This window comes from Flavobacteriales bacterium, assembly GCA_026129465.1.
In the GTDB taxonomy this organism is placed as follows: Bacteria; Bacteroidota; Bacteroidia; order Flavobacteriales_F; family PHOS-HE28; genus PHOS-HE28.
On sequence record JAHCIA010000001.1, the window covers coordinates 3,271,115 to 3,296,726 of the forward strand.

Genomic DNA, 25,612 nt, shown 5'->3' on the forward strand with positions numbered 1-25,612 from the left:
TGTGTACTTTTGGCCGCCCCGTACAGGAACAAAAATAATACCACGGGGAACGGCATGGCAGACCAGCTCACCAAGCGTTCCGAGGATCTCGCACAGTGGTACAACGATCTGGTGCTGAAGGCCGATCTGGCCGAGCACAGCGATGTACGCGGATGCATGGTGATCAAACCGCATGGCTATGCCATCTGGGAGAAGATGCATGCGGCCTTGGATGCCCGCTTCAAGGAAACGGGCCACATGAACGCCTATTTCCCCCTCTTCATCCCCAAGAGCTACCTGGCCAGGGAGGCCAGCCATGTGGAAGGCTTCGCCAAGGAATGCGCCGTTGTGACCCACTATCGTTTGAAGAGCGACCCGGAGAAAGGGGTGGTGGTGGACCCGGAGGCGAAATTGGAGGAGGAACTCATCGTTCGCCCCACGAGTGAGACCATCATCTGGAACACCTACCGGGGCTGGATCAAGAGCTACCGCGACCTGCCCATCCTGGTGAACCAGTGGGCCAACGTGGTGCGCTGGGAGATGCGCACGCGACTGTTCCTGCGCACGGCCGAGTTCCTCTGGCAGGAAGGGCACACGGCACATGCCACGCGGCAGGAAGCGGAAGAGGAAACGCTGCGCATGCTGGATGTTTACGCCCGCTTCGCGGAGGAATGGCTCGCCATGCCCGTGATCAAGGGTGTGAAGACCGCCAGTGAACGCTTCGCCGGCGCGGTGGAGACCTATTGCATCGAGGCCATGATGCAGGATGGCAAGGCGTTGCAGGCGGGCACCTCGCATTTCCTTGGACAGAACTTCGCCAAGGCCTTCGATGTGGTCTTCACCAACAAGGAGAACCGGCAGGAGCATGTCTGGGCCACCAGCTGGGGCGTCTCCACGCGTTTGATCGGCGCTTTGATCCTCACCCATAGCGACGACCACGGTCTGGTGCTGCCACCGAAACTGGCGCCGGTGCAGGTGGCCATCGTGCCCATCGCCAAGAACGCCGAACAGCTTGACGCCATACGTGGCTATGTGGCCCCGGTGTTGGGCGCTTTGCGGGCCAGGGGCGTCACGGTGAAGTTCGATGACGATGACACCAAGAAGCCGGGCTGGAAATTCGCCGAGTACGAGTTCAAGGGCTATCCGCTCCGCATCGCGGTCGGACCCCGGGACTTGGAGCAGGGCACCGTGGAACTGGCTCGGCGCGACACGATGGAGAAGATTTCCATCCATATGACGGACCTCGCCGACAAGGTGGAACACCTGCTCGAAGCCATCCAGGACAATCTGTACCAGAAAGCCCTGGCCATGCGCGACCGCAAGACCCGGGCTGTGGACAGTTATGCGGAGTTCAAGCAGGCCATCGAGGAAGGTGGCTTCATACTGGCCCATTGGGACGGCACGGCGGAGACCGAGGCCAGGATCAAGGAAGAGACCAAGGCCACCATCCGGTGCATCCCCTTGGATGGTGACGCCTCGCCGGGCAAGTGCATGGTCACCGGTGCACCGAGTGCCGGGCGGGTCATCTTCGCAAGGGCCTATTGAGCATGACGCAGGAGGGTGGCATATCGCGGATGGAGAAAGTGGTGGACACCCTGCGGTCCAAAGGCTGCATGAAGCAGGACGTCTATGGCCAGGTCCAGGACCTCTTCGCCCGGCTGAAGACACAACTGAAAACGATCAATGATCAGCTGCGCGAAGCCTGCGCGGCCGACGACCGCCTGGTGGTCTCCTTCATCGACCACGGCGAGACGTCGTGCGAGCTGCGCGTGGCCGGGGACGTCATCATCTTCAGTATGCATACCAACGTGTTCAAGCTGGAGCAGGGCCATGCCTTGTGGAAAAGCGGCTATCTGGAGGAGGATGGCATGCGTGGTTACTTCGGGCTGATCAACATGTACAACTTCCTCAGCGACTCGCTCCGCTTCAACCGCGAACGCGATCTCGGCTACCTGGTGGCGCGCCTGTTCATCAACAAGGAAGGCCACTTTCTGGTGCAGGGCAAGCGGCAGCTCGGCTTCCTCTTCAGCGATCTGCAGAGCAACGAGATGGACGACGCACGTCTGCGCGAAGTGCTGCTCACGGTGGTCGACCACGTGATCGAGTTCGATCTGCTGGTGCCCCCATATGACCAAGTGGACCAGATCACCGTGACCGACATCAAGGAACTGTACGCCAACCGGCCCTTGAGCACGGGCAAGCGCCTGGGCTTCCGGTTCCAGGCCGACACGGACGACCTGACGTGACCGCCTTTGGCAGGGTACACGCCAAAGCTTTACATTTGCCGACCCTTGGCCGAAAAGCCTCGGGACTTTGACAGGATGGCCCGTTCGTCTAGGGGTTAGGACGCGTCCCTTTCACGGATGAAACAGGGGTTCGATTCCCCTACGGGCTACCAACCATGACGGCCCCCCGGCACCGGGGGGCCGTTCCATTCATGGCCCCTTGTGGATGACACGGAACCGGCCCATGGAGGCCGCATGACATGCCGACTATCTTTACGGCCCACGGGTTCGACAGACCAATACCCTCACAGGGGCCGGCCAAGCGCAACAACCACATGCTGAACTACCGCTTCCTGCTCCAGGGACTGATGATGACGGTCCTGCTGGTATCCTGTGTCGGCAAGCGCAACATCAACTACCTCCAGGACCCTTCGCTCACGGCCGGCGCCAGCAAGTTGTTCGAGAACCGGCGCTTCGAGTACCGGATACAGGTGAACGATGTGCTTTCCATCCGGGTGATGGGCCTGGACGAGGCCACGCACCGTTTCTTCAATGTGGAGGCGCAGAACGGCTTCGTCGGTGTGAACGATGCCGCCCTGTATGTGAATGGCTTCAGTGTGGACCGCAATGGGCACGTGCAATTGCCCACCGTGGGCAAGATCAAGGTGCAGGGACTCACCGTGGGTGAGGCGCAGGAGACGGTCCAGCGGAAGATCAACGAGTATTTCACCAACGCCACCGTCATCCTGAAACTGGTGAGCTTCCGTGTGAGCGTGCTGGGTGATGTGTCCCGACCCGGCGCCTACTTCGTGTACAACAACCAGATCACCGTGCTGGAGGCCCTGGCCATGGCCGGCGGCCCCAATGAATTCGCGGACAAGACGCACGTGACCATCATGCGCCAGACGGATCGAGGCGTGCAGGCCATCTATCTGGATCTTTCCAGCACCGACGTACTTGCCTCTGAATACTACTACCTGTTACCGAACGATGTGGTCTACGTGCCCGCGCTGAAAGCGCGAGCTGGCCGCTTGAACCTCGATATATTCCTGATCCTGCTCTCGACCTTGAGCACGGCGGCGATCGTCTATTCCATCATCCAGAACACGCAGTGATGGGCGAAAGCACCACCTCGGAGTTCATCGATCTGCGGGCCATCGTCCTCAAGTTGCTGCGGATGTGGTGGCTGTTCATGATCACCTGCGGACTGGCGGTGGCCGCGGGTTGGGCCTACCTGAAGACCACGCCGAAGATCTACCAGGTGCAGGCCACCATCCTCATGAGTGAGAAGGGCCGAAACAGGCTGGGCGCCGACCAGGAGTTCATCAAGGGCCTTTCCGCATTGGGCGGGCAGTCGGACATCGAGGACCAGATCGCCGTTCTCACCTCGGTCACCACCATCACCAAGACGCTCAAACGCCTGGATTTCGGGATCACCTATTATGAGCGGCGCAATTTCCTCACCCAGCAGAAGTACGACTACCCGCCCTATTATGTGACGTTGGACACGGTGGCGGTGCAGGTGTATGGCGTTCCGGTGCATGTGTCGGTGGACCGCGAGGCGGGCACCTACCATGTGCGCGCCAAGGCCAAGTACGCTCCGCTCTACAATGTGCAGAAGCAGAACGAGCTGGACGAGTTCCTCACGGAGTATGAAGTGGACCAGGAGGCACGGATCGGCGAACCTTTCGTGGCCGAGGGCCTGAGCTTCAGCATCGAGTTCCCCGAGGACAGACAGTATCGCTCGGACACTGAATACTTCTTCACCATCAACAGCCTGGATGGACTGGTCGCGGAGTACCGCGCCCGCACCATGGCCGGTCCCCAGAGCGACGAGAGTAGCATCGTGCATGTGAGCACGGTGGGCGAGGTGGTCTCCAAGGAGAAGCTCTACATAGACAAACTTCTGGAGACCTACATCGAAGGCGAACTCTACCGCAGGCAGCAGAAGGGACTCAAAACGATCAACTTCATCGAGGGGCAGATCGATATCGTGAGTGATTCCTTGCGCAAGGTGGAGACCACCATGGAGGGTTTCCGCGGTGTAAGTGGTGGCATGATGAGCGCGGCCACCACGAGTGACGCGCTGTTCCAAGAGCGGAGCCGATTGGACCGTGAACGGTCCACCTTGGTGGCACGCCGCCAGTACTGCATGTCCATCCTGGACAAGGTGCGCAACCAGAGCGACCTGCGCAATGTGCCGGCGCCCTCCTCCTCCGGCATCGATGATCCCGTGCTTAACAACCTGGTGCTGGAGATCACCCGCCTCTCGGCCGATCTGGCCGCCATGAACGTGAGCACGGGGCCGAGGAACAACCCGGCGGTGATCGCCATGGAACGCCGGCTGAAGAACCTCACCTCCTCCCTGGCCCAGACCGCCGAAAGCCTGGTGGAGCAGGTGAACATCTCACTCGGTCAAGTGGACCGGAGCCTCGCCCGGATCAACTTCGAATTCAATCAGTTGCCTGAGAATGAACGCAAGCTGGGCAACATCTCCAGGAAGTTCCAGCTGAGCGAGAGTCTTTACAACTATCTGATGGAGAAGCGCGCCGAGGCCGGCATCGCCATCGCTTCGGACGATGTGGACAAGTGGGTGGTGGACCGTGCGCGCAACCTGACCGGCAAGCCGGTCAAGCCATCACGCAAGACGGTACTCGGTGGGGCGTTGCTCATCGGCCTCCTGCTGCCGGTGGCCTTCATCCTGCTGCGCGACCTGTTCAACGACAGCATCACGGACATCGACCAGCTCAAGCGCATTTCACCGATACCCATACTGACCACCATCCCAACGGGAAAACGCAAGCGGATCACCATGGACGAGCCCAAGTCCATGCTGGCCGAAGCCTTCCGCACCGCGCGCATCAACATGCAATACCTCAATCCGCATGGCCAGCGGCAGGTGGTGGGCTTCACGAGCTCCTCCAGCGGCGAAGGCAAGACGTTCTGTGCGGTCAACCTCGCATCGGTGATGGCCATCAGCGGCAAACGTGTGTTGCTGCTGGATGCCGACATGCGGAGGCCACGGGTGGCCGAGGCGCTCGAAGTGCCCGCCGGCAAGGGCCTGTCCACCTATCTGATCGGAGAGGCCGGCCTGGATGAGCTGATCACGCCCACCGATGTGAAGGGACTGGATGTGATCACCGCCGGACCTGTACCCCCGAACCCGCTTGAACTGGCCGAGCTGCCCACCATGACCACCCTGTTCCAGGTCTTGCGCCAGCGCTACGACCAGATCATTGTGGACGCTTCGCCCATGGGGCTGGTGAGCGAGTACGTGATCATGATGCGCCACGTGGACCTCACCCTGTACGTGGTCCGGCAAGGACACACGAGCCGGAGTGCGCTTCGGCTCATCAACGAGATGTACAGGGAGAAGAAGGTGGAGCGTATCGACCTGCTGCTCAACGACGTGAAGGAAGGCCCCGGCTACGGCAAGGGCTACGGCTACTACACCAAGTAGGTACCCGCTGGCATGCTGGGCAGCGCTGGGTTCCGGAAGTATCTCGCCAACACATCCTGGCTCTTCGCCGAGCGCATGGTACGACTGGTGGTGGTGTTGCTCACCGGCATCCTCGTGGCGCGCTATCTGGGTCCGGCGCTCTTCGGCCAGCTCAACTACGCCACGGGTTTCGTGGGCCTGTTCTTCGCGCTCACCACCATGGGCCTCGATGAGATCGTGGTGCGCGACCTGGTGAAACGTCCGCACCGGCGCGATGAATTGTTGGGAACGGCGGCCGTCATCAAATTGGCGGGCTCCTCCTTGCTGGTGCTACTGGTCGTCCTCGCCACGCTGGTACGGGGCATGGAGGGGGTCACCGCCACTTTGGTGATCGTCATCGCCGCATCTGAGATACTCCGCCCCCTGGGGGTGATCGACTGGTATTTCATGGCGCACGTGCGCTCGCGCGACACGGTGGTGGTGCAGATGACGCAGGTCTTTGTCAGCGCAGGCGCCAAGGTGGCCCTGGTGGTGATGGATGCGCCACTGGTCTGGTTCGCCTGGGTTTACGTGCTGGAGAGCGCTGTGCTGGCGGTGGGCTATGTGGTGATGTACGCCCGCGCGGGCGAACTGGTGCGCGCCTGGCGGTACAGCAGACGCATGGCCGGATACCTGCTGGGGCAGTCCTGGCCGCTGGTGATCTACGGCATGGCGCTATACGTGCAGGCCAAGATCGACCAGGTGATGATCTTCGATGTGCTGCGCAGCAGGGTGGGCGAGGAGGCCGCGAACGAGGAGGTGGGCCAATACTCCAACGCATTGAAGATGATCGAGGCGCTCGGCTTTCTTCCTGTGATCGTGCAGCGTTCGCTGGCGCCGGCCATCACACGGGCCAAGGTGCAGAGCTCCGAACTTTATGGCGAGCGGCTGCTGAACCAGTACCGCCTCATGTTCCTGCTCTTCCTGCTCACCGCCATTCCGCTCTACTTCACAGCCCAACCCATCATGGTGTTCCTTTATGGCGAGGCCTTCCGTCCGGCGGGCATCCTGCTTTCGCTCTTCGCCATCCGCCTGCTGTTCACCAACATGGGTGTAGGCAAGGCGAGTTTCATCACCAATGAGAGTCTCTTCAAGTATTCCCTGCTGACCGCCCTCGTGGGCGCCGCCATCAACATCGGCATGAACTGGTTCCTCATTCCGCCGTTGAAGGCCATCGGAGCCATCTGGGCCACCATCGGCTCCTTCACGGTGAGCATCTTCCTTATGGACCTGCTCTTTCCCCAGACCCGCCGCAACCTGCGCTGGATGGTGTGGGGCATGCTTACTTGCTGGCGCATCCGAAACGTCAGATGAAGTACGGTACCGACCCCCACCTGGTGCCGCTTTGGCCCACGCCCGAAGATGCGGCCGCCTGTCCCACCTGCGGCGCTCCCGGCTTGTCCATTGAAGAGGTGTTCTACCCGGGGGTCCATGTGATGGCGCGCAGGCGATGCGGCGCATGCGGTTCAACGTTCCTGCGTGATCTGCCCGTGGGTTTCGCGGTGAGCCACCCGGTGACCATCCTGGAGTCCACCGGTGAAGTGGTCGCACCCGATCCCAAGTGGTCGTGGCTGGAGGATCCTGTGAAGGAAGCTTGCAGGGCACCATCCGACATGGAGGTGGGGATCGAACGCACGGTACTCCAGAAGCATAAGCGCGTGGTGATCCTGAACACTCTGGATTTCCTCTATGGCCATGTGCTGCTGAAGCTGTACAACGCTGACCACTACCTGCGCCGCTACCCCGATGTGGGTCTGGTGGTGATCGTGCCGCGCGCCCTGCGCTGGCTGGTGCCCAGGGGCACCGCCGAAGTATGGACCGTGGACCTGGGACTCGGGCGCATGCATGGGTGGTACCGTGCGATGGACACGTTCGTGAAGGAGCAGCTCCCGCGCTTCGAGCAGGCCTGGCTCGGCCGTGCCTATGCCCATCCGGAGTTCCGGAGCATCCGCATCGAACGCTTCACCGGTGTGGAGCCCTTCCGCTTGGACGGGTTCAATAGCCGGCCACCGGTGATCACCTTCGTGGCACGCGAGGACAGGTTGTGGTTCGCCACACCATGGCACAAGAACCTCTACCGCGTTGTGAATCGGCTGGGAATGAAACAGGGCATGGCCGGTCGTTGGTTCGTGCGGCAGCAGGACAGGCTGATGAAGCGTACGATGCGGGCCATCAGCAAGCGGCTCCCGGAAGTACGGTTCAACGTGGTGGGACTGGGACGCGCCGGTGGCATGGACGGCCTGGCCAGCGATATGCGTGTGACCCGCATGGACGAGACCACGGAGCGTGCCTGGGTGAAGGCCTATGCGGACAGCCAGCTCGTGGTGGGCGTGCATGGCAGCAACATGCTGCTGCCCACGGCCCATGCCGCCGGTTGCATCGAGATCCTGCCCTATGACCGCTATGGCAATATCCTGCAGGACATCTCGGTCCGCTGGCACGATCGCATGCAGGCCTACCTGTACCGTTTCGTGGATGAATTCGCCCGGCCGTCAGACATCGCCCGACATGCGGTGGCCATGTTCCGGGAGTTCGAGAACTTCCGTGGTACGCATGTCCATGGTGGATTCGCTGAGGAGGACCCCGGCGTCTGAAGCCCGCCCTTGCCGAGCGGGGGCTATCTTGGCACCATACACCGGCAGTCCGCGCAGCGTTGCAGATCTCCAAGCGCAAGCTCATCAACACCCTGTTCCTGCTGGGGTTTCCGTGCTACGGCATCGGGTTCTACCTGGGGGTGAAACAGGCGTTCACCGCCGGGATGGTCTTCTCGGCCCTGCCCTTCATCCTCATCCTGGCCATCCATGGCATCGACCTCATCTACCGGGGCCAGGCGCGCGTGATGGTGAACCGTATCTACTGGATCGCGCTGGCCTTCCTGATATCCATGGCGGCCGGCATGTGGGTGGCCATGCTGCGCGGGTTCCCGGGCTACAATCTGATCAACACCACGGGGCAGACGATCATGATCCTGATCCCCTTCAACGCCGCCGTGGTGGTGCGCATCGTCAATCTCGATGACCCGCGATTCGACATGGCGGGCCTCATGCTCAAGAGCCTGTCGCTGCTCATCGGCATCAACTTCCTGGGCTATGCCTCCGGCATGAGCAACCTGGTGCACAGCTTCCCGGGCCGCATCAGCCTGCCCTTCATGCGGGGCATCTATGACGCGGCGCACCTGCTCTCCATCATCAACCTGATGCTGCTGTTCCATCTGCGCGACCCCCTGCGCAAGCCCATCACCTTCGCCGTATTGGGCACCTTCTTCCTGGTGAATACGGCGGTGATGGTCGATGTGAACAGCCGCCTTTCTTTCCTGGTCTTCCTGGTGCTCACCGTGCTGTTCATCACCCGCGTGATGCGCCGGGCGAGGTACGTCTATGCCATCTCGCTGTTCACCTTGCCGCTGCTACTCAGTTTCGCACTGCTCATCTACCAGGTCCTCACCCTGCCCATTTTCGAGGCCATCCTGTCCCGTGTGAGCAAGGAGGATGTGACCACCTTCAACGGTCGCTCCTACATCTGGTACGCCGCGTGGGACTGGCTGGTGAACGACCGACGTGGCCTCCTGTTCGGTGGTGGTTACAACGCGCAGCATGCCCTGGGTTTCATGAAGCGCATCGCCAGGTTGTGGGGTGTGGAAAGACCAGCGCTCATACACATGCACAGTTCCTCACTGCAGATCCTCATGGCACAGGGTGTCACAGGCTTCGCCTTGATGTGCACTTGCCTGTGGTACGCCTATGATCGTTTCAGGAAATTCTTCCGTGCCGACACCAAGGAAGCCCCGCTATTCGCGGCGGTGGTCTACCTGCTCTTCATCTGGCAGGTGGACATCTTCTGCTATGGCCTGGACTTCGGCATTCCGATACTCTTCTGCATGCTCGCCTACATCGCCGTGGACACCGCACCGTCCAGGCAGGGTGGCGTGGTCGCCGGTCCGGCCGTTGGAGGTGCCTGATGCGGCCTGCTCAGGCCACCCGCGAGCGCCTTGTTTCAACGATGCCCGTGAGCTGGGCGATCACCACGCTCCAAGCCAGGCGCCGCTCATAGTCCGTCCGGGTGGACCGGGCCAATGCCACATACTGGTCCGCGTCGGACCAGGTGTCGCCTATCCAGGCCGCCATGGCGCCCGCGGTGGAGCCGATCTCGAACATCTGACCATTGACCCCGGAACGCACCACGGTGGGCACACCTCCCACGTTGAGCGCGACACTGGGAAGGCCATATGTGGCGGCCTCAGCGTACACCATGCCATAGCATTCCGCCTTGGAAGGCACCACCAGGAAATGGGAGCCGTGCAAGGCTTCCAGTATGGTGGCCAGGTGCGCCGGATCATCCTTGTTCAACAGACCCTCCACCTTGATGCCGTCCAGGTCCCCGGTCAGCTTCGGTTCAGTGCCGATGATGACCAGTTGTGAAGGTACGCCCCGCTTCCGCAACTCGCGGTGGATCCGCACCACCAGATCGCCCTGTTTGCGTTCCCAATCGTAGCCGATGTAGAGCAGCCGGCAGCGATCGCGCCGCCGCTCCGTGATGGCCCGCATCACGTCCCCGTGCTCCGGTATCTGGTCCAGGTTCGGTCCGAAGGGGACCACATGCGTCTTCGCTGGATCGGCACCGTGCCGTTCAATGGCCGACCGCGCCGCCCATTCCGAGGAATAGAAGGCCAGATCGGCCTTGCGAAGAGCTTTGGCTTCGAGCTCCATGCCGTTCCGGATGGTCTCGCGGGCAAGCCGTGAAAATTCCGGATAGAACCCGATCATCCCGGCGAAGGTGGCATCGGTCCAGAAGGCGATGGGCGCGTTGGTCCGCAGGTAGGGCACGGGCAGCGAACTGGAAGCCAGCACCAGGTCCGGGTCCAGTCCCTTCAGCTGCGCGGAGACCGACTCGCACAATTCCTGCACGACACTTTCCTGGCGTTCGGTCTGGAACTGCTTGCCCAGTACCATGTTGATGGCTTTCCGCACACGCCAATAGCCCTGGTTGCTGATGGGTTCCGGCTGGATGCGCGTGACCCGATGGCCGTAGGCCTCCAGCCCTTTGGCCATGCTCGCCGCCGTGGCGGGCCAACTCCCTTCGGAGCGCAGCCCCGTGAAGGTGACGAACGCGATGTGCATGCCGGTCTGGACGTACCTGGTGTCAGGTCAAATGTAGGTGCCCCCCATTCGTCGCGATTCCATCGCCTGTAACGGTCCCTGGCAGGGATATGTGTTTTCCTATTGTTCCACCATGATCCTCGCGCGGTGCGACAGCGGACCTTCATGCATCACCAAGTGGTACAAGCCGCTCATCAGTGATCCCTCCACGATGAGACCCTGACCACCGGCGGATACCATGCCCCTCCAGGCTTCACGTCCGGCGGCATCGAACAGTTGGGCCATGGCGGCATGCTCCATGGGTCGGCCGAAGCGCAACTCAGTGCCGGCCTTCACGGGATTCGGATGCACATGGAACAGGACATTGGCGCCGGGAGTATCCTCCGCACCGGTGGAAATGCCGCATACGACATCGTCCTCCTGGATCAGCACGATGCCGGTGAAGGGTTGCAGGGCGATGCTGTTGCTGTAGGTGGTGCCGTTCACATCGCTCCAGCAGCCGTCCAATGGGAAGTTCTGGAGGTTGGTGGTCTCATTGAAGAGCAGGATGTGCCGCTCGTAGGGGTCGATCGGTTGCACCTGCACGCGCTGCAGGCTCACGTTGTCCAGCCAGTAGGTGGGTTCCGTGTAGTGGTTGATGAATTGTACACGGGCGCCTTCGGTACGGTCGCTTTGGAAGAAGATCTCCAGGTCGCGGCGTTCATTGCTGAAGGGCAGTTCCTTGTTGAAGAAGGCGTAGGGACCGGTCATCTGCGATTCACCCTTCACCTCATTCTTCAACTTGCCGTGCGCGGTGGATTGGATGCTGAGACGCAAGCGGTAGAATTCACCATCGATCAACGGCACCATGTTCTGCTGGTGCAGGAAGAAGATGTCGTAGCTGCTGTTGTCGGCGAAATGCACCTTCATGGCACCATTGTCCAGGAAGGTGTGGTCCTGCGTCACCTGGGCCTGTGTGGGCCAACCGGTCCAGCCGTTCACGTTCTGGGTGAAATGGCCGTTGGTGATCAGCTCATTGCCGATGACCTGCTGTACGGCGTAGGGTGACAGCCGTTGCTGGCTCCGCGTGGACCCGACGTCCTCGCCGCGCTCCTGCTGCCAGCGCTCCAAGGTGTATCGGCGGTGCTCGCCCGTGGCGAAGTAGCGCACCATGATGCTCAGTTCGTCGTAGGGATGGAAGAAGCGGTTGTTGCTGAAGGTGCCGAAGTCCACATCATTGGGCGAGTACACGTTGAACTGGCGCATGCACAGCTGCTCTGGCCGCACGCTGAACATCACATTGCCCGAGTAGATGGTGTTGTAGGCGGGCACGTGGAAGGGCGGGGTGGAGCCCGGGCCGTTGTTGTTGGAATAGTCGGAGAGGCTCAGTTGCACCGCGTTGTCGAAGAGCACGTTGTTGCGGATGATGTTGCCCGCCGAGAGCATGGTGTGGTCCACATGGATGCCCGCCCCGTCGCAGCGCGTCACCACGTTGCGCTCCACGGTGGTGTTCACGATGTAGGTGTTGCCGAAGTAGATGCCGAAGCCTATCCTGTAGTAGGCGTAGTGCTGGGTGGCCACGCTTTCCAGGTCGCACACCATCTCATCCACGATGTTGTCGCGCACGATCACACCGTCCGCATTGTCGAAGGTGATGGCGGCCCCGTCGTTGAGGATGGAGGTGGCACGGCGCACCACGTTGCGTTCCACCAGGCCGTTGTTGGTGGTGCCGATGCCCAGGTACCCGATGTTCTCCAAGCGGTTGTCACGCACAACGTGGCCATTGCCGGAGATGACGATACCGAAATAGCCCCAGCCATCCTCGCCCTGGCCGGGCACGATCGCGATGTCCGTCAACGTATTGTTGGCCACGAGGGTGTTGGGCTCGCCATAAATGCTGATGGCCGTGGCGTAGGTGTCGTGGATGGTATTGTTGATGTACTGGTTGTTGCTGCCGCTGCTGGAAACGGCCTTGTAGCAATAGCGGAAGGTGCAGTTGGTCACCACCACATGGTGGGCCACCTCCGTGCTGATGCCCGCGGCGGTCTGCCCCTGGAAGGTCATGTTCTCGATACGGATGTGCTGGCGCTGCCAGCCGGGCACGAAGCCGTGGTTCACCGTGGAGGCGAGCACCTGCGCGCTGTTGGGATTGGCGTTGCCCGGCAGCCACACGTACAATTGGTTGGTGGCGGCGTCATGGTACCATTCGCCTGGCGCGTCAAGGGCGGCCAGGCTGTTCTGGATGAAGAAGCCCCAGTCGTGCGTGCCGGGGTTGAGGCCGATCTGCGAGATGTAGAGCGTGCCGTTGCTGTGGTTGTTGATGTTGGCCTTTTCGTAGGACCAGTTGCTGGTGCGGATGACGATCTGCGCGCCGTTCCATTGGCCGTTGGGCTGGTCCAACTGGGCCGGATTGGAGATCTGCGTGTTGGTGCCCTGCGCGTTGCGGAGCCAGCCGCTGTTGGGGAAGCGCGCCAGCGTGAGAGGCTGTCCATTCACGATGACATACTTGGGCGCAGTGGTGAGCGTGGCCCGCCAGATGTTTCCCTGGTGCTGCACCCAGTTCGCCACTGGGTAGCCGCCGGAGATCACCGGGTTCTCGCCCGTGCCATAGGCGCCGAAGACGATCGGGTTGTTGGCAGTACCGTTGGCGTTCAGGTGCAGGATGCCGGGGTAGACCCCCCCGCGCTGGAACATGATCTTGTCACCGGGCTGCATCCCCTGGGTCACCTGTTGCGCCCGCTGGAGCGTTTGCCAGGGGGTGTTCTGCGAGGTGCCGTTGTTGGCGTCGTTGCCGTTGGGCGATACGTAATAGGTCACCGCGCCGGCCAGCGAGGGCCAAAGGATGACGGTGAGCGGCAGCAGCTTGCGGAGTATCGATCGGCCCATGGTACAGGTTCGTTTGCCGCGTTGAACCGAAGCCTGCTCCAGCATGTTCCGAACATTCGACGATCGGCCCTTTTCACCCGATGGATCGGGTTTCTGGCCCTGGCGCGCTTCCACGCCGGTCTGTTGAAGGGGTGGGCCGTCCCTATCGGGGTGGGCCCGCGATGCCGGGTACTTTCGCGCCGTGCGCAACAAGACCGGTCCCCTGCGGGTGCTCGTCGTGGGTCAGACCCCGCCACCCTTCGGCGGCCAGGCCATGATGATCCAGCACCTCCTGGATGGCCGATACAGCACCATCCGGCTCTACCATGTCCGGATGGCCTTCTCCGAGGATATGGACAGCGTGGGCCGGTTCGCTTGGCGCAAACTGTGGGTGCTGTTGGTCACCATCCTCAAGGTCTGGTGGGCACGGATCGTGCACAGGCCAAGGGTGCTCTACTACCCGCCTGCCGGTCCGGGTCGCGTTCCCGTGCTTCGCGATATCGCGCTGCTGCTGGCCACACGCTGGCTCTTCCGGCGCACGGTGTTCCACTTCCATGCGAGCGGTGTAGCGGATCACATCGGCAGCATGCCCGGCCTTTGGCGTGGGCTGGCCCGCCTGGCCTATGCTCGTCCCACATTGGCCATACGCACCGCACCTCAGAATCCTGACGATGGGCAGCGCTTCGGTGCCCGGCGCAGTGTGGTGGTGCCCAATGGGGTGCCCGACCGGCGTGGCAGCGTGGAGGAACATTCAGCCGTGGAGGGCGGGACCATCACCATCCTCTTCACCGGCGTATTGATCCCCAGCAAGGGTGTGGAAGTGCTGTTGGATGCTTTCACCCGGCTTGTCGCCAGGGGGGTGGATGCACGTCTCCAACTCATGGGACGCTGGGGCGATGCGGCATTCGAGCGGCGATGCCTGGACCAGATGCGGCAACAGGGCATCGCGGATCGTGTGGAGATCCTGGGGGTGAAGCATGGCACGGACAAGGACCACTTTTTTGCCAACTGCGACATCTTCTGTTTCCCCTCGTTCTTCGAGTCCGAAAGCTTCGGCCTGGTGCTCGTGGAGGCCATGAGCTTCGCCAAACCCGTGGTCGCCACCCGATGGCGCGGCATCCCCTCGGTGGTGGAGGATGGGCGCAACGGCATCCTGGTGCCGGTAAGCGACGCCCAGGCCCTGGCCGATGCGCTGCTGCGGCTGTGCCGTGATCCGCGACTCCGCCGTGCCTTGGGTGATGAAGGCCGGCGCATCTTTGAAAAGCGCTTCACGTTGGAAGCCTTCCACCAAGCCATGGAACACGAACTTCTTCAAGCTGGCATATACGATCGATGAGCATGCGGTTGTTGGTCACGGGCGGTTCAGGCTTCATCGGTACCAACCTGATGGCGCGTTTCATCGACCAAGGCGTCCCGCTGCTGAATCTCGATTGGGCACAACCCCTGGACAGGTCCCACCAGGCTTGGTGGCGCGAAGTGGACATCATGGATCGTGCTGGGCTGGAGAACGCCTTCAATGACTTCAGGCCCACCCATGTGGTCCACCTGGCCGCCCGGACGGACACGGACGAGAAGACCGATGTGGAAGCCTATGTGCAGAACCATGAGGGCACCCGCATCCTGCTGGAAGCGGTGCGCAACAGCACTGCGGTGGAACGCGTCATCGTCACCAGTACGCAATTCGTCTGCGAGGCGGGCTACCAGCCCAAGGACGACCTCGACTTCAAGCCATTCACGGTATATGGGGAATCGAAGCGCCTCACGGAACTGGTCACGCGTGATGCCGGACTATCCTGTGCCTGGACCATCATCCGCCCCACCACCATCTGGGGACCCTGGTCCTTGCGCTACCGGGATGTGATGTTCAAAGTGATGCGCAAGGGTCTCTATTTCCATCCAGGCCGCCAGCGCGTGATCCGATCCTACGGATACGTGGGCAACGTGGTGTGGCAGATCGAGCGCATGCTGTTGGCTGAAAGAAGCGCGGTGGATGGCAGGGTCTTCTATGTCGGCGACCCGCCTTTCGATCTGAAGACCTGGGTGGAGACCGTATCGCGCGAGCTTACCGGGCGGACGGTGCGCTACATCCCGGCCTGGTTCGTCAAGGCCACAGCGCTGTTCGGTGATGCGATGAAGGCCCTTCACCTTCCATTCCCCATCAACAGTGGACGTTTCCGCAGCATGACCAGCGACTACATCACACCCATGGACCGCACCATCGAGGCTTTCGGTGAGGCACCTTGGTCGATCGAAGCCGGTGTGAAGGAAATGGTCCGCTGGTACGACGAGGTGAGCCATGGTGTGGCCGTACCTCCGCATCGTGTGGCCAAGCGCATCAACACGGATAGCGAGCGGGCATGATCCGGACACTCCCCAAGCGCCGGGTACTCACGGTGGACGTGACCACGGGTACTTTCCAAGAGCAGGTGGCTAGGATCATGGACCAGGCTGCGGCAGGAAACCCGTCTTACGTGTGTTGCGTGAATGTCCACATGGCCATGGAGGCTCGTGACCCCGGATTCGCTGCCGTGGTGAACGCCGCAGGGATGGCCACGCCTGATGGTATGCCCATCGTACGCAGCTTGAAACTCCTGCACGGCATCCGGCAGGATCGGGTGGCTGGCAACGACCTGATGCCAGCCTTGCTGGCCGAGGCGGCGCGCATGGGGGTCGGGGTGTTCCTCTATGGGGGAGCTGCCGAAACATTGGCCATGATCGTAGCGCGTGCGCGGCAGGAGTTCGTGGGGATCCGGATCGTGGGCACCTACGCACCGCCGTTCAAACCATTCGCGGAAATGGCGTTCGATGCGGATGCCCGGCGCATCGCCGACTCAGGCGCGGGGCTGGTCCTCGTGTCGCTCGGGTGCCCCAAGCAGGAACGCTGGATGGCTCAAATGCAGGGTCGTTTCCCGGCTGTGAGCGTCGGCCTGGGTGGTGCCTTTCTACTCTACGCTGGCATCGATTCCCGCGCCCCGCGTTGGATGCGCGACCTCTCTTTGGAATGGCTTTATCGCCTGGCTTTGGAGCCCGGAAGGCTTTGGAAACGCTACCTCATCACCAATACGCGCTTCATCGCCATGTTGGTGGGCGCACTCCTGAGAGGCAGGTCCAGGCGGAAGTGATCGACGGAACCGCGATAGGGTTCGACGAATATCAACAGGTCTTTCCATTGCCACGCGAATGACCATGGTCAGTGCAATCTTCTGATATCCAGTTGTTTGAGAACCTGGACCGTGGCACCATGTCCAGGCCTTGGCATGGAGATGAACCGGTTATCAACATCGACGAAAGAATGATTTTGTCCGACGAACTTGACAGGGGTTGAGTGGTCCGATAGCTTTGCGCCCTGTCGGTGGTCGATCCATCGGCGGTCCGCCCAACCTCCGCATGGACAAGACCACTACGCTTACTCCCGATCTTGGTACCGAGCGCAATGCGCGCACGGAGTTGGCCAACGACCTTGGCAACCTGCTTCGCGCGAGCCGCTTTTCGCTTCAGCACGTGCAGACCGGCCTCAACAAGGTGCTTACGCTCGAACCACTCACCTCGGTCAAGGACCTGGTCATCGTGGGCGAAGGCCCGGCGGCCGAAGAGATCTTCCAGTATTGCGAGGACCAGACCGTGCGCGGCTACCGCTTCCGGGGCATTTTCTCCGACCGGCCATTGGAGGGCCCCTTGGGCGAACGCCGCGTGGGTGACATCCAGGCAGCCAAAGCCTTCGCATTGCAGAACCGCATCGACATCCTGTATTGCGCGCTGCCGGGCACGCGCCGCCAGGAGATCACCGACCTGATGGAATTCTGCGAGCGCAATACCATCCGCTTCCGGGTCATCCCCAGTGCGGAGAGCTTCATTCCTGTGGTGAAGACCAGCGACCTGGAGTTCCATGGAGCCGTGCCGGTGAGCAAGTTGCGCCGCGAACCCTTGGAGAGGGTCTCCGGCCGCATCCTCAAGCGGGCCTTCGACCTGGTCTTCTCCACGGCCGTCATCGTGCTGGTGTTCACTTGGCTTTTCCCCTTGCTGGCCCTGTTGGTGAAGCTTTCCAGCTCCGGCCCGGTCTTCTTCAAACAATCCCGCCTCGGCCGGGACAACAAGCCCTTCACCTGCTGGAAGTTCCGCAGCATGCGCATGAACAAGGAGGCCGACAGCAAGCAGGCCACCAAGGACGACCCCCGCGTGACCCGCGTGGGCAGGTTCCTGCGCAAGAGCAACCTGGACGAGATGCCCCAGTTCTTCAATGTGCTGCTGGGCCACATGAGCGTGGTGGGTCCCCGTCCGCACCCCTTGAAGCTGAACGACCAGTATCGGGACATCATCGACAAATACATGGTACGCCACTTTGTGCGCCCGGGTATCACCGGTTGGGCCCAGGTGAACGGCCTGCGCGGCGAAACGCGCACCCCTGAACTTATGGAACGCCGGGTGGAACTTGATGTCTGGTACCTGGAGAACTGGTCCTTCTGGCTTGACCTGCGGATCGTGGTGCTCACCGTGACCCGGATGTTCGGCAAGGACCCCAACGCCTATTGAGCTTCTCCCCCGGTCTTTTCACCCAACCGGTTCTTCGGGAAGGCAAGACCGCTATATTTGCGGCCCCTCGCCAGGGGGCAAGACCGAAAAACACGATGGCCAATCACAAGTCAGCACTCAAGCGGATCCGCCAGACGGAGACCCGCAACGAGTTGAACCGCTACCAGCACAAGACCACGCGGAACGCCTTGCGCAAGCTGCGCGGCACCGAGGACAAGAAGGAGGCGGAGAAGCTCCTCCCGGAGGTGTCCTCCATGCTGGACAAGCTCGCCAAGCGGAACATCATCCACCGCAACAAGGCCGCCAACCTCAAGTCGTCCATCCAGAAACACGTCAGCGGGCTGAAGTGATCCCGCACGTGGCTTACCTTGGACAGGTCCTCCATCGGGGGACCTGTTCTTTTTCCAGCCCATGAGCGAACAGGAGGCACCGGAAAGCCGGCGAAGCATACGGGAATGGGCCGAGGATGACAGGCCCCGCGAGAAGCTCATGACCCTGGGCGCCGGAGCGCTTTCCAACGCCGAGTTGATCGCCATCCTCATCCGCAGCGGCAGTCAGCGGGAAAGTGCCTTGGACCTGGCCAAGCGCCTGTTGGGCGACCTGGGCGATGACCTCAACACCCTGGGCCGTGCAGGTGTGGCCGATCTCACACGATACAAGGGGCTGGGGGAGGCGAAAGCCATCAGCATCGTGGCGGCTCTGGAATTGGGCCGGCGCCAAAGGGCCACAGGTCCGAAGGAGCGCCCGCTGATCGCCACCAGCCAACATGCCCTCGAAGCGATCCGCCATCGCCTTGCCGATCTGGCGCATGAGGAGTTCTGGCTGTTGATGATGGACCGGGGCAATCGGCTCATCGGCGACCAACGCGTGAGCCAGGGAGGCATCCATGGCACCGTGGCCGACCCGAAGGTCATTTTCAAGAAAGCGCTGGACCATCGGGCCTCATCGGTGATCCTATGCCACAACCACCCCAGCGGCCAATTGCGCCCCAGCGAGGAGGATATCAAACTCACCCGCAAACTCACGGACGGTGGCCGGCTGTTGGATATCACCGTGCAGGACCACCTGATCGTCACCTCCACCGGTTACTTCAGCTTCGCCGACAACGGCATGATGTAGATGGCGGGTCCTCTGCGCATTCTCACGGTGGTGGGCGCCCGCCCGCAGATCATCAAGGCCGCGGCCGTCAGCAGGGCTTTCGCCGCTGCGGGTGCTTCGCGTTTGGCCGAGACCATCCTGCACACCGGCCAGCACTATGATGACAGCATGTCGCGGGTGTTCTTCAGGGAGCTTGGAATTCCCGATCCGCGGATCCAGCTGGGTGTGGGGTCGGGCAACCATGGGGCGCAGACCGCGCGCATGCTGGAAGGCATTGAGCAGGCCTTGGACAAGGTGAGGCCCGATCTGATGCTGGTGTACGGTGACACGAACAGCACACTCGCCGCATCGCTGGTGGCGGCCAAGGCGCATGTGCCGCTGGCGCATGTGGAAGCGGGCCTTCGCTCCTTCGACAAGTCCATGCCCGAGGAGGTGAACCGCATCGTGTGCGACCACTGTTCAACCTGGCTTTTCTGCCCGACACCGGCCGCTGTGGACAACCTGGTCAAGGAGGGCTTCAACAGCGACCGGAAGGGTGTGCCCAATGCCGATCATCCCGCTGTGCTGCTTGTTGGCGATGTGATGTACGACAACAGCCTGTACTTCGCCGGGATCGCGGATCAACGCAGCACCCTTTTGAAGGAACTCGGATTGGAGCGCGAGGGGTTCTTCCTGGCCACGGTACACCGTGCGCACAACACGGACGATCCGGTCAGGTTGAAGGCCATCATGGAGGCGCTGGTCGCCGTGCATGCGACGCATGGGCTTCCCGTGGTACTGCCCCTTCATCCGCGCACGAAGGACCGGTTGGAAACCTTGGACAACGGGGCGTGGTGGCGCAGCTTGAAGGCGAGCAAAGCGCTGCAGCTGGTCCCGCCGGTCGGATTTCTTGACATGGTGGCGCTGGAGCGCGGTGCCAGGCTGGTGCTCACCGATTCGGGTGGCGTACAGAAGGAGGCCTTCTTCTTCGGGAAACCCGTGGTGGTGCTGCGCGCCGAGACCGAATGGGTGGAACTGGTGGAGCATGGCCAGGCGCGTCTGGCGGACGCCGATCCGGAGCGGATCCTGACGGCCGTGGGCGCATTTCTCGCCGCACCATGGGGCGGGGCCCCCGCGTTGTATGGCGACGGCCATGCGGCGGAGCGCATCAGCCAGGTGCTCGTCGGTTGACCGGTACACGCCGCCTACCTTGGCCCGAACAGGATGGCCACCGAGAAACCCAGGGTCCATGTGTACATCGAGAAACCTGCGCCGCGGGCCGTGTATGCTGTGCGTGAGCTGCTCGGAGGTGTGCTTGGTCTGGAGGTCGTGCAGCATACCGATCCCGCATCGTGCGCCACGGCTGATGGTGCGAAACTGAGCTATGGTGAAGCGGAAGTTCCCGGTGCCTTCCGGGTCACGCCTGCGGGTCTGTTGCAGGAGGAGGGCGTTCGCCCCCTGGAACCGAAGGTCACCGTCCACCATGGGTTGCCGACCATGTTCCCGGTGGAAGGCGGCGCCCTTCCATTCGACCCCTTCGCAGCGGCTTTCTACATGTGGACCCGGTATGAGGAAGTCGCCGGTATGGAGTCCGACTCGCATGGCCGGCCGGTCACCACTGGTTTGCATGCCGCACGCCATGGACACCTCGAGCGGCCCGTGGTGGATGAATGGGCCGCGCGCCTGGTCGAAGCATGGCGGGCCGCCGATCCGGGTCTGCTGCTGGTGAAGCGCCGGTACACACAGACCTGCACCATCGATCTGGACCGCGGATTCAAATACCTCGGGAGACCCTGGTGGCGCCAAGTCGCGGGTCTTTTGCGTGATGCCGGAAGTGGCGATCGAAGGGCCGTGGCGGAACGGATCCGGGTCCTTGCTGGCAGGATGCGCGATCCCTATGACGTGTATGCGGAGCTTGCCCGGGTGCTGCCCCGCCATGCGCAACGCACCATCTTCTTCGCACTGAGCGCACCACCAGGACCCATGGACCATGCGGTGCCGGTCCGCAACAAGCACTATCGGCAGCGGTTGATCGGCCTCTCCAACTGGGCCGAGGTGGGTGTCCATCCCGGCTATGACAGCAGCGAGATCGTGGAGCACATCGGACGTGACATCCAGGCGCTTGCCGCCGCCATCGGGCTGCCGGTCCATGTGGGCCGGCAACATTTCCTCCGCATGCGGATCCCGTTCACCTACCGCGAGTTGGAGAAGGCCGGCATTCGCGAGGACCACAGCATGGGCCTGCACGATCGGATCGGTTTTCGTGCCGGCACCTGCACACCTTACCGCTGGTACGATCTGCAGCAGGAGTGCGCCACCGAACTGATGGTCCATCCTTTCGCCGTGATGGACGACGCGCTGCACCGCAAGATGGGCCTGGCACCGGACGCGGCGGTGGACCAGGTGCGCCATGTGGTGGACCGCGTGCGGGCCGTGTCGGGCAGCTTCGTAGGTCTGTACCACGAGGCCTATCTCGGCGACGATCCCACGCTCGCTGGATGGCGGGCGGCCATACACCGCATCATTGAAGAAGCGCGCCCATGACCCATCACCTGCGGCACGGTGATATCGACAAGGACCAGTGGGACGCGCTGCTGATGCGTTGCGCCGATCGCCTGTGGTACGCGCAAAGTTGGGTGCTTGATCTCGCTTGCCCAGGTTGGGAAGCCTTGGTGGACGAGGACAATGGCACGATCATGCCGTTGACCTGCCGCACCAAGTGGGGCATCCGCTACCTCTTCCAGCCGCTGGGCCTGCAACAACTCGGTGTGTTCTCGCCCGCACCTTCAGCTGCGGACCATGCCCATTTTCTGCGCGCCATACCGAAGCCATACCGCTACGCGGATATCCACTTGAACATCGTCGGGGTGGACCAGCGGGTACCGGACTTCACCTTCGAGCAGCGGACAAACCAGGTCCTTGCCTTGGATCGTCCGATCGGGGAGTTGCGCGCGGCCTACGCGCAGGGCCATCGGCGCAATCTGCGCGCCGCGGATGGATCGATGCGCATCACGGCCATGCCGGTTGCCGCGTTCGCCCAATTGTTCCGGGCCACCACGGGCGCCCGATATGGGCCTTCCTCGCTGAAAGGATTCGATGCTTTCACACATGTCATGCAAGCGGGTGTAGACTTTGGCCAATGCGAGATCGTGGCGCTCAGCGATGCGCAGGGTCCCGTGGCCGCGGCCTGCTTCGCCGAATGGCAGGGGCGGTGCATCCTGCTGAAATCGGCCAACACGGAAAGGGGTCTGGCCGCACGCGCCATGTTCCGCATCGTGGACGACCGCCTCGCACGGCATGCGGGCACAGGGATGCTGCTCGACTTCGCCGGATCGATGACGCCATCTGTGGCGCGCTTCAATGCAGGGTTCGGGGCGGTGGATGCGCCCTACCTTCGCGCGGTGATGAACAGACTGCCGTGGCCCCTGCGGTGGCTCAAGTGACGATGCCCATGGTATTCGAACTGGTGAAAAGGCCCAGCGTGGCCAACCACTTCCTCGCCGAGTTGCGTGATGTGGCGGTGCAGAAGGATCCCATGCGTTTCCGCCGCAACCTGGAGAGGCTGGGCGAAGCACTGGCTTTGGAACTGAGCCGCACCATGCCGTTCTCGGAACAGGAAGTGACCACGCCATTGGGCATCGCCCGCGTGCAGCTCCTTGCCGAGCAACCCGTTCTCAGCACCATCCTCCGTGCCGGCCTGCCCATGCACCAGGGCATGTTGAACGTGTTCGACCGGGCGGACAACGCCTTCATCAGCGCCTACCGCAAGCACCGCAAAGGCACGGATGAGTTCGACATCGAGGTGGAGTACCTCTCCAGCCCGAGCTTGGAGGACCGTGTGCTGGTGTTGTGCGACCCCATGCTCGCCACGGGGCAGAGCATGGTGCTTGTATACAAGGCCTTGCTGCGCATGGGCAAGCCGCGCGAATTGCATGTGGTGTCCGCCATCGCCAGTGCCGAGGGGCTCGCCTATGCCCGTCTGCACCTGCCGCCCGGCACGCGTTTCTGGGTCGGTGCCATCGACGAGGAGATGACCGCGCAGGCCTATATCGTCCCCGGCCTGGGCGATGCCGGCGACCTGGCCTACGGCGAGAAAGCCTGAAGCCATGGGCGCCATCGCGGAGATCTTCTCCATCCTGGTCACCAGCATGGTCAAGTTCGCCTTTTCGCCTCTGCTGGCCTACCAGCTTGGCTATGGCTTCCTGGATACGCTGATGATCACGGCCCTGGGCGGCTGCTGCGGCGTGCTGTTGTTCTATGGCGCCAGCGGCTGGCTGATGGAGCGCGCCCGGCGGAAGCGCGTCGCGCGCGAACTGGCCGGTGCCGCCCGCAAGCGCTCGTTCACCCGCACCAACCGCATGATCGTGCGCGTGAAGCGGCGCGGACTCGGTGGCCTGGCGGCGATCACACCGGCCATCCTCTCCATTCCCATCGGGTCCATCATCGCCGCCAAGTACTACCGGGACGACCGTCGCACCCTGCCCATGCTGCTGGTATCCGTGCTCGCCTGGGCCATCCTACTCAGTGGATTCTGGACCTTCGCGAGGTGAGGCGCTACCGGCACATCTTCTTCGATCTGGACCACACCCTGTGGGACTTCCGCACCAACTCGCGCGCGACGTTGGAAGAACTCCATCGGGACGAGGGACTGCGAGCCATGGGCGTCACGGATTTGGAAGCATTCATCGCCACTTACGAGGAGGTGAACACCGTGCTATGGGGCCGCTACGAGCGCGGACGGTTGCACCGCGATGTGCTGCGCGTGCTGCGCTTCACCAACACGCTGCGCGCATTCGGCATACGCGATGAGAAACTGGCGGTGCGACTAGGGCGTGCTTATCTGGAGCGATGCCCATTGCGCACCGCGCTCATGCCCGGCGCGCTGGAACTGTTGCACGAACTGCGGCCCACGCACGGTCTGCACATCATCACCAATGGCTTCGATGAGGTGCAGCGCACCAAGCTCACCGCGAGTGGCATCGCGCATCTCTTCGGGGCCGTCATCACCAGCGAGCGCGCGGGCGCCCGCAAACCCGACCCGCGCATCTTCGCCAAGGCGCTGCACGATGCCGGCGCCGAAGCGCAGGAGAGTCTGATGGTGGGCGATGACCGCGAAGCCGACATGGCCGGCGCGCGTGGATCGGGTCTGGACCATGCGCATTTCGCGGCGGAGACCGAACCGGACCCCCTGGCCACCTACCGCATACGCGACATGCACGAGCTGCGCGCGATCCTGTGCTGATCAGTCCGGAATGAAGCGGTAGACCATCACCTGCCGCTTGCCGGTGATATGGCTTTGACGCAACAGGCTCAGGTCTCCCTCGGGCGTGATGTTGCCGCTGTAGGAGATCTCGCCGCGGCGTGGTGTGGTCACGAAGAAGAGGCTGTCGTTGCGCACGTCCACCATCACGTTGTAGTGGCCACGGTCCGGGTCGGGCACCGCATCGCGCACCAGGTTCCCCGGCAGCTCATCCTCGATCTGCCGCACTCCATTGATCAACACCGCGTTGCCTTCCGGGAACAGCCGGATGAGGTAGACGATGTCGGCGGCCTCCGACTTGTAGTAGCCATCATAACGCGTGGAGAGGCCCTCGAATGGACCGGTGCGTGGCGATGATGGCTTGTTGTTCCCTTCCGTCGCAGCACCGGTGTCGCTTCCGCCACAAGCCGCCAGGAGTGAGATGAACAAGAGGCAGGGGATGTTCGCTGGTCGCATGGGGTCAATTCCTGAATCGTGCGATCGCCGTGGAGGTGCCGGTGACCTTTTGTCCGATGCTCACGGTCACTTCCGCATCAAGGGGGAGGAACACGTCCACGCGCGACCCGAACTTGATGAAGCCGAACTCGCCGCCTTGAGCAACGGTCTCCCCTTCACGGCTGTAGGTGCAGATGCGCCGGGCCAGTGCTCCCGCGATCTGCCGGAAGAGCACTTCGCCATGCCTGGGGTGCTGCACAACCACGGTGCTGCGCTCGTTCTCGGTGCTGCTCTTCGGGTGCCAGGCCACCAGATATTTGCCCGGGTGATACTTGAAGTATGACGTGGTGCCCTTGACGGGATACCAGTTCACATGCACGTTCAACGGCGACATGAAGATGCTCACCTGCCTGCGGCGGTCGCCGAAGTACTCCAGTTCCTCCACCTCTTCGATCGCCACCACCTTGCCATCGGCGGGAGCCATCACCTGGCCATCGTCCAGCAAAGGGGTCCGTTTGGGCACCCGGAAGAAATGGAATACCAGGCCCAGGACGGCGAGCAATGCGATGGTGACCGCGATGATGACGACCTTGGGCAACACGGGCCATTGCCACATTGCGAACAGGGCGAAACAGACCAGTGCGGTGACGAGGAGCAGGGTGGGAGTCCCTTCGCGGTGCAGGCGCAT

23 protein-coding genes and 1 tRNA gene are annotated in these 25,612 nt (G+C 62.3%); 20 read left to right on the forward strand and 4 right to left on the reverse strand.

Annotation, left to right across the window (positions count from 1 at the left end; all coding sequences use genetic code 11):
• Window positions 1-54 precede the first annotated feature (54 nt).
• The 8 genes from proS (at window position 55) to KIT10_13815 (ending at window position 9,640) form a co-directional block, all read left to right on the forward strand.
• On the forward strand, window positions 55-1,524 hold the full coding sequence (gene proS, locus KIT10_13780) for a proline--tRNA ligase (protein MCW5900332.1): 1,470 nt from the start codon (window positions 55-57) through the stop codon (window positions 1,522-1,524).
• Window positions 1,521-2,225: a hypothetical protein gene (locus KIT10_13785; protein ID MCW5900333.1), complete on the forward strand. Its 705-nt coding sequence runs from the start codon at window positions 1,521-1,523 to the stop codon at window positions 2,223-2,225. The genes proS and KIT10_13785 overlap by 4 nt, the downstream gene beginning before the upstream one ends.
• A gap of 77 nt (window positions 2,226-2,302) precedes the next feature.
• Window positions 2,303-2,377: transfer RNA gene (locus tag KIT10_13790), tRNA-Glu, on the forward strand.
• A gap of 162 nt (window positions 2,378-2,539) precedes the next feature.
• Entirely contained in the window at window positions 2,540-3,319 is a 780-nt protein-coding gene (locus tag KIT10_13795; GenBank protein ID MCW5900334.1) for a polysaccharide export protein, read from the forward strand.
• Entirely contained in the window at window positions 3,319-5,664 is a 2,346-nt protein-coding gene (locus KIT10_13800) for a polysaccharide biosynthesis tyrosine autokinase (protein MCW5900335.1), read from the forward strand. The genes KIT10_13795 and KIT10_13800 overlap by 1 nt, the downstream gene beginning before the upstream one ends.
• Before the next feature lie 12 nt (window positions 5,665-5,676).
• Window positions 5,677-6,996 carry a flippase gene (locus KIT10_13805; GenBank protein ID MCW5900336.1) on the forward strand — a complete coding sequence of 440 codons (1,320 nt, stop codon included), beginning with the start codon at window positions 5,677-5,679 and terminating at the stop codon, window positions 6,994-6,996.
• Window positions 6,993-8,276 (forward strand): hypothetical protein, encoded by a 1,284-nt coding sequence (locus KIT10_13810; GenBank protein MCW5900337.1) that lies wholly within the window; start codon window positions 6,993-6,995, stop codon window positions 8,274-8,276. Before KIT10_13805 ends, KIT10_13810 begins: the two co-directional genes overlap by 4 nt.
• Window positions 8,277-8,335: 59 nt before the next feature.
• Window positions 8,336-9,640, forward strand: coding sequence for an O-antigen ligase family protein (locus KIT10_13815; protein ID MCW5900338.1), 1,305 nt, complete (start codon window positions 8,336-8,338; stop codon window positions 9,638-9,640).
• 10 nt (window positions 9,641-9,650) lie between these two features.
• Here the strand turns inward: KIT10_13815 and KIT10_13820 are convergent, their stop codons facing one another.
• Together KIT10_13820 and KIT10_13825 are read right to left on the reverse strand one after the other, a co-directional pair.
• On the reverse strand, window positions 9,651-10,799 hold the full coding sequence (locus tag KIT10_13820) for a glycosyltransferase family 4 protein (protein ID MCW5900339.1): 1,149 nt from the start codon (window positions 10,797-10,799) through the stop codon (window positions 9,651-9,653).
• A gap of 99 nt (window positions 10,800-10,898) precedes the next feature.
• Entirely contained in the window at window positions 10,899-13,643 is a 2,745-nt protein-coding gene (locus KIT10_13825; protein ID MCW5900340.1) for a right-handed parallel beta-helix repeat-containing protein, read from the reverse strand.
• Between the two features lie 181 nt (window positions 13,644-13,824).
• Between KIT10_13825 and KIT10_13830 the strand changes: the two genes are divergently transcribed.
• The 12 genes from KIT10_13830 to KIT10_13885 all read left to right on the forward strand — a co-directional run bounded on the left by KIT10_13830 (window position 13,825) and on the right by KIT10_13885 (window position 24,471).
• Window positions 13,825-14,958, forward strand: a complete 1,134-nt coding sequence (locus KIT10_13830; protein MCW5900341.1) for a glycosyltransferase family 4 protein — start codon at window positions 13,825-13,827, stop codon at window positions 14,956-14,958.
• A gap of 2 nt (window positions 14,959-14,960) precedes the next feature.
• Window positions 14,961-15,983, forward strand: coding sequence for an NAD(P)-dependent oxidoreductase (locus KIT10_13835; protein MCW5900342.1), 1,023 nt, complete (start codon window positions 14,961-14,963; stop codon window positions 15,981-15,983).
• Window positions 15,980-16,744, forward strand: coding sequence for a WecB/TagA/CpsF family glycosyltransferase (locus KIT10_13840; GenBank protein MCW5900343.1), 765 nt, complete (start codon window positions 15,980-15,982; stop codon window positions 16,742-16,744). The genes KIT10_13835 and KIT10_13840 overlap by 4 nt, the downstream gene beginning before the upstream one ends.
• 265 nt (window positions 16,745-17,009) lie before the next feature.
• Entirely contained in the window at window positions 17,010-18,152 is a 1,143-nt protein-coding gene (locus KIT10_13845; protein ID MCW5900344.1) for an exopolysaccharide biosynthesis polyprenyl glycosylphosphotransferase, read from the forward strand.
• Between the two features lie 95 nt (window positions 18,153-18,247).
• The gene (gene rpsT, locus KIT10_13850; protein MCW5900345.1) at window positions 18,248-18,502 is read left to right on the forward strand and encodes a 30S ribosomal protein S20; all 255 of its coding nucleotides are present in this window, start codon (window positions 18,248-18,250) and stop codon (window positions 18,500-18,502) included.
• Between the two features lie 61 nt (window positions 18,503-18,563).
• On the forward strand, window positions 18,564-19,271 hold the full coding sequence (gene radC, locus KIT10_13855) for a DNA repair protein RadC (GenBank protein MCW5900346.1): 708 nt from the start codon (window positions 18,564-18,566) through the stop codon (window positions 19,269-19,271).
• On the forward strand, window positions 19,272-20,420 hold the full coding sequence (gene wecB, locus KIT10_13860; protein ID MCW5900347.1) for a UDP-N-acetylglucosamine 2-epimerase (non-hydrolyzing): 1,149 nt from the start codon (window positions 19,272-19,274) through the stop codon (window positions 20,418-20,420).
• A 33-nt stretch (window positions 20,421-20,453) separates the two neighbouring features.
• A complete protein-coding gene (locus KIT10_13865; protein MCW5900348.1) occupies window positions 20,454-21,773 on the forward strand; it encodes a polysaccharide deacetylase family protein in 1,320 nt (439 codons plus the stop codon).
• Window positions 21,770-22,672 carry a hypothetical protein gene (locus KIT10_13870; protein ID MCW5900349.1) on the forward strand — a complete coding sequence of 301 codons (903 nt, stop codon included), beginning with the start codon at window positions 21,770-21,772 and terminating at the stop codon, window positions 22,670-22,672. Before KIT10_13865 ends, KIT10_13870 begins: the two co-directional genes overlap by 4 nt.
• A gap of 8 nt (window positions 22,673-22,680) precedes the next feature.
• Window positions 22,681-23,331 (forward strand): uracil phosphoribosyltransferase, encoded by a 651-nt coding sequence (gene upp, locus KIT10_13875; GenBank protein ID MCW5900350.1) that lies wholly within the window; start codon window positions 22,681-22,683, stop codon window positions 23,329-23,331.
• Between the two features lie 4 nt (window positions 23,332-23,335).
• Window positions 23,336-23,779: a hypothetical protein gene (locus tag KIT10_13880; protein MCW5900351.1), complete on the forward strand. Its 444-nt coding sequence runs from the start codon at window positions 23,336-23,338 to the stop codon at window positions 23,777-23,779.
• Entirely contained in the window at window positions 23,776-24,471 is a 696-nt protein-coding gene (locus KIT10_13885) for a YjjG family noncanonical pyrimidine nucleotidase (GenBank protein ID MCW5900352.1), read from the forward strand. Before KIT10_13880 ends, KIT10_13885 begins: the two co-directional genes overlap by 4 nt.
• On the opposite strand, the gene KIT10_13890 is transcribed toward KIT10_13885, so the two are convergent.
• Together KIT10_13890 and KIT10_13895 are read right to left on the reverse strand one after the other, a co-directional pair.
• Window positions 24,472-24,918: a hypothetical protein gene (locus KIT10_13890; protein ID MCW5900353.1), complete on the reverse strand. Its 447-nt coding sequence runs from the start codon at window positions 24,916-24,918 to the stop codon at window positions 24,472-24,474.
• A 31-nt stretch (window positions 24,919-24,949) separates the two neighbouring features.
• Window positions 24,950-25,612, reverse strand: a complete 663-nt coding sequence (locus tag KIT10_13895; GenBank protein MCW5900354.1) for a phosphatidylserine decarboxylase family protein — start codon at window positions 25,610-25,612, stop codon at window positions 24,950-24,952.

Coding starts and splice junctions, on each gene's coding strand:
- KIT10_13865 (MCW5900348.1), top strand. CDS start 20,454: ATGGCCACCGAGAAACCCAGGGTCCATGTGTACATCGAGAAACCTGCG.
- KIT10_13820 (MCW5900339.1), bottom strand. CDS start 10,799: ATGCACATCGCGTTCGTCACCTTCACGGGGCTGCGCTCCGAAGGGAGT.
- upp (MCW5900350.1), top strand. CDS start 22,681: ATGGTATTCGAACTGGTGAAAAGGCCCAGCGTGGCCAACCACTTCCTC.
- radC (MCW5900346.1), top strand. CDS start 18,564: ATGAGCGAACAGGAGGCACCGGAAAGCCGGCGAAGCATACGGGAATGG.
- proS (MCW5900332.1), top strand. CDS start 55: ATGGCAGACCAGCTCACCAAGCGTTCCGAGGATCTCGCACAGTGGTAC.
- KIT10_13795 (MCW5900334.1), top strand. CDS start 2,540: ATGCTGAACTACCGCTTCCTGCTCCAGGGACTGATGATGACGGTCCTG.
- KIT10_13870 (MCW5900349.1), top strand. CDS start 21,770: ATGACCCATCACCTGCGGCACGGTGATATCGACAAGGACCAGTGGGAC.
- KIT10_13800 (MCW5900335.1), top strand. CDS start 3,319: ATGGGCGAAAGCACCACCTCGGAGTTCATCGATCTGCGGGCCATCGTC.
- rpsT (MCW5900345.1), top strand. CDS start 18,248: ATGGCCAATCACAAGTCAGCACTCAAGCGGATCCGCCAGACGGAGACC.
- KIT10_13835 (MCW5900342.1), top strand. CDS start 14,961: ATGCGGTTGTTGGTCACGGGCGGTTCAGGCTTCATCGGTACCAACCTG.
- KIT10_13845 (MCW5900344.1), top strand. CDS start 17,010: ATGGACAAGACCACTACGCTTACTCCCGATCTTGGTACCGAGCGCAAT.
- KIT10_13810 (MCW5900337.1), top strand. CDS start 6,993: ATGAAGTACGGTACCGACCCCCACCTGGTGCCGCTTTGGCCCACGCCC.
- KIT10_13825 (MCW5900340.1), bottom strand. CDS start 13,643: ATGGGCCGATCGATACTCCGCAAGCTGCTGCCGCTCACCGTCATCCTT.
- KIT10_13880 (MCW5900351.1), top strand. CDS start 23,336: ATGGGCGCCATCGCGGAGATCTTCTCCATCCTGGTCACCAGCATGGTC.
- KIT10_13895 (MCW5900354.1), bottom strand. CDS start 25,612: ATGCGCCTGCACCGCGAAGGGACTCCCACCCTGCTCCTCGTCACCGCA.
- KIT10_13805 (MCW5900336.1), top strand. CDS start 5,677: ATGCTGGGCAGCGCTGGGTTCCGGAAGTATCTCGCCAACACATCCTGG.
- wecB (MCW5900347.1), top strand. CDS start 19,272: ATGGCGGGTCCTCTGCGCATTCTCACGGTGGTGGGCGCCCGCCCGCAG.
- KIT10_13840 (MCW5900343.1), top strand. CDS start 15,980: ATGATCCGGACACTCCCCAAGCGCCGGGTACTCACGGTGGACGTGACC.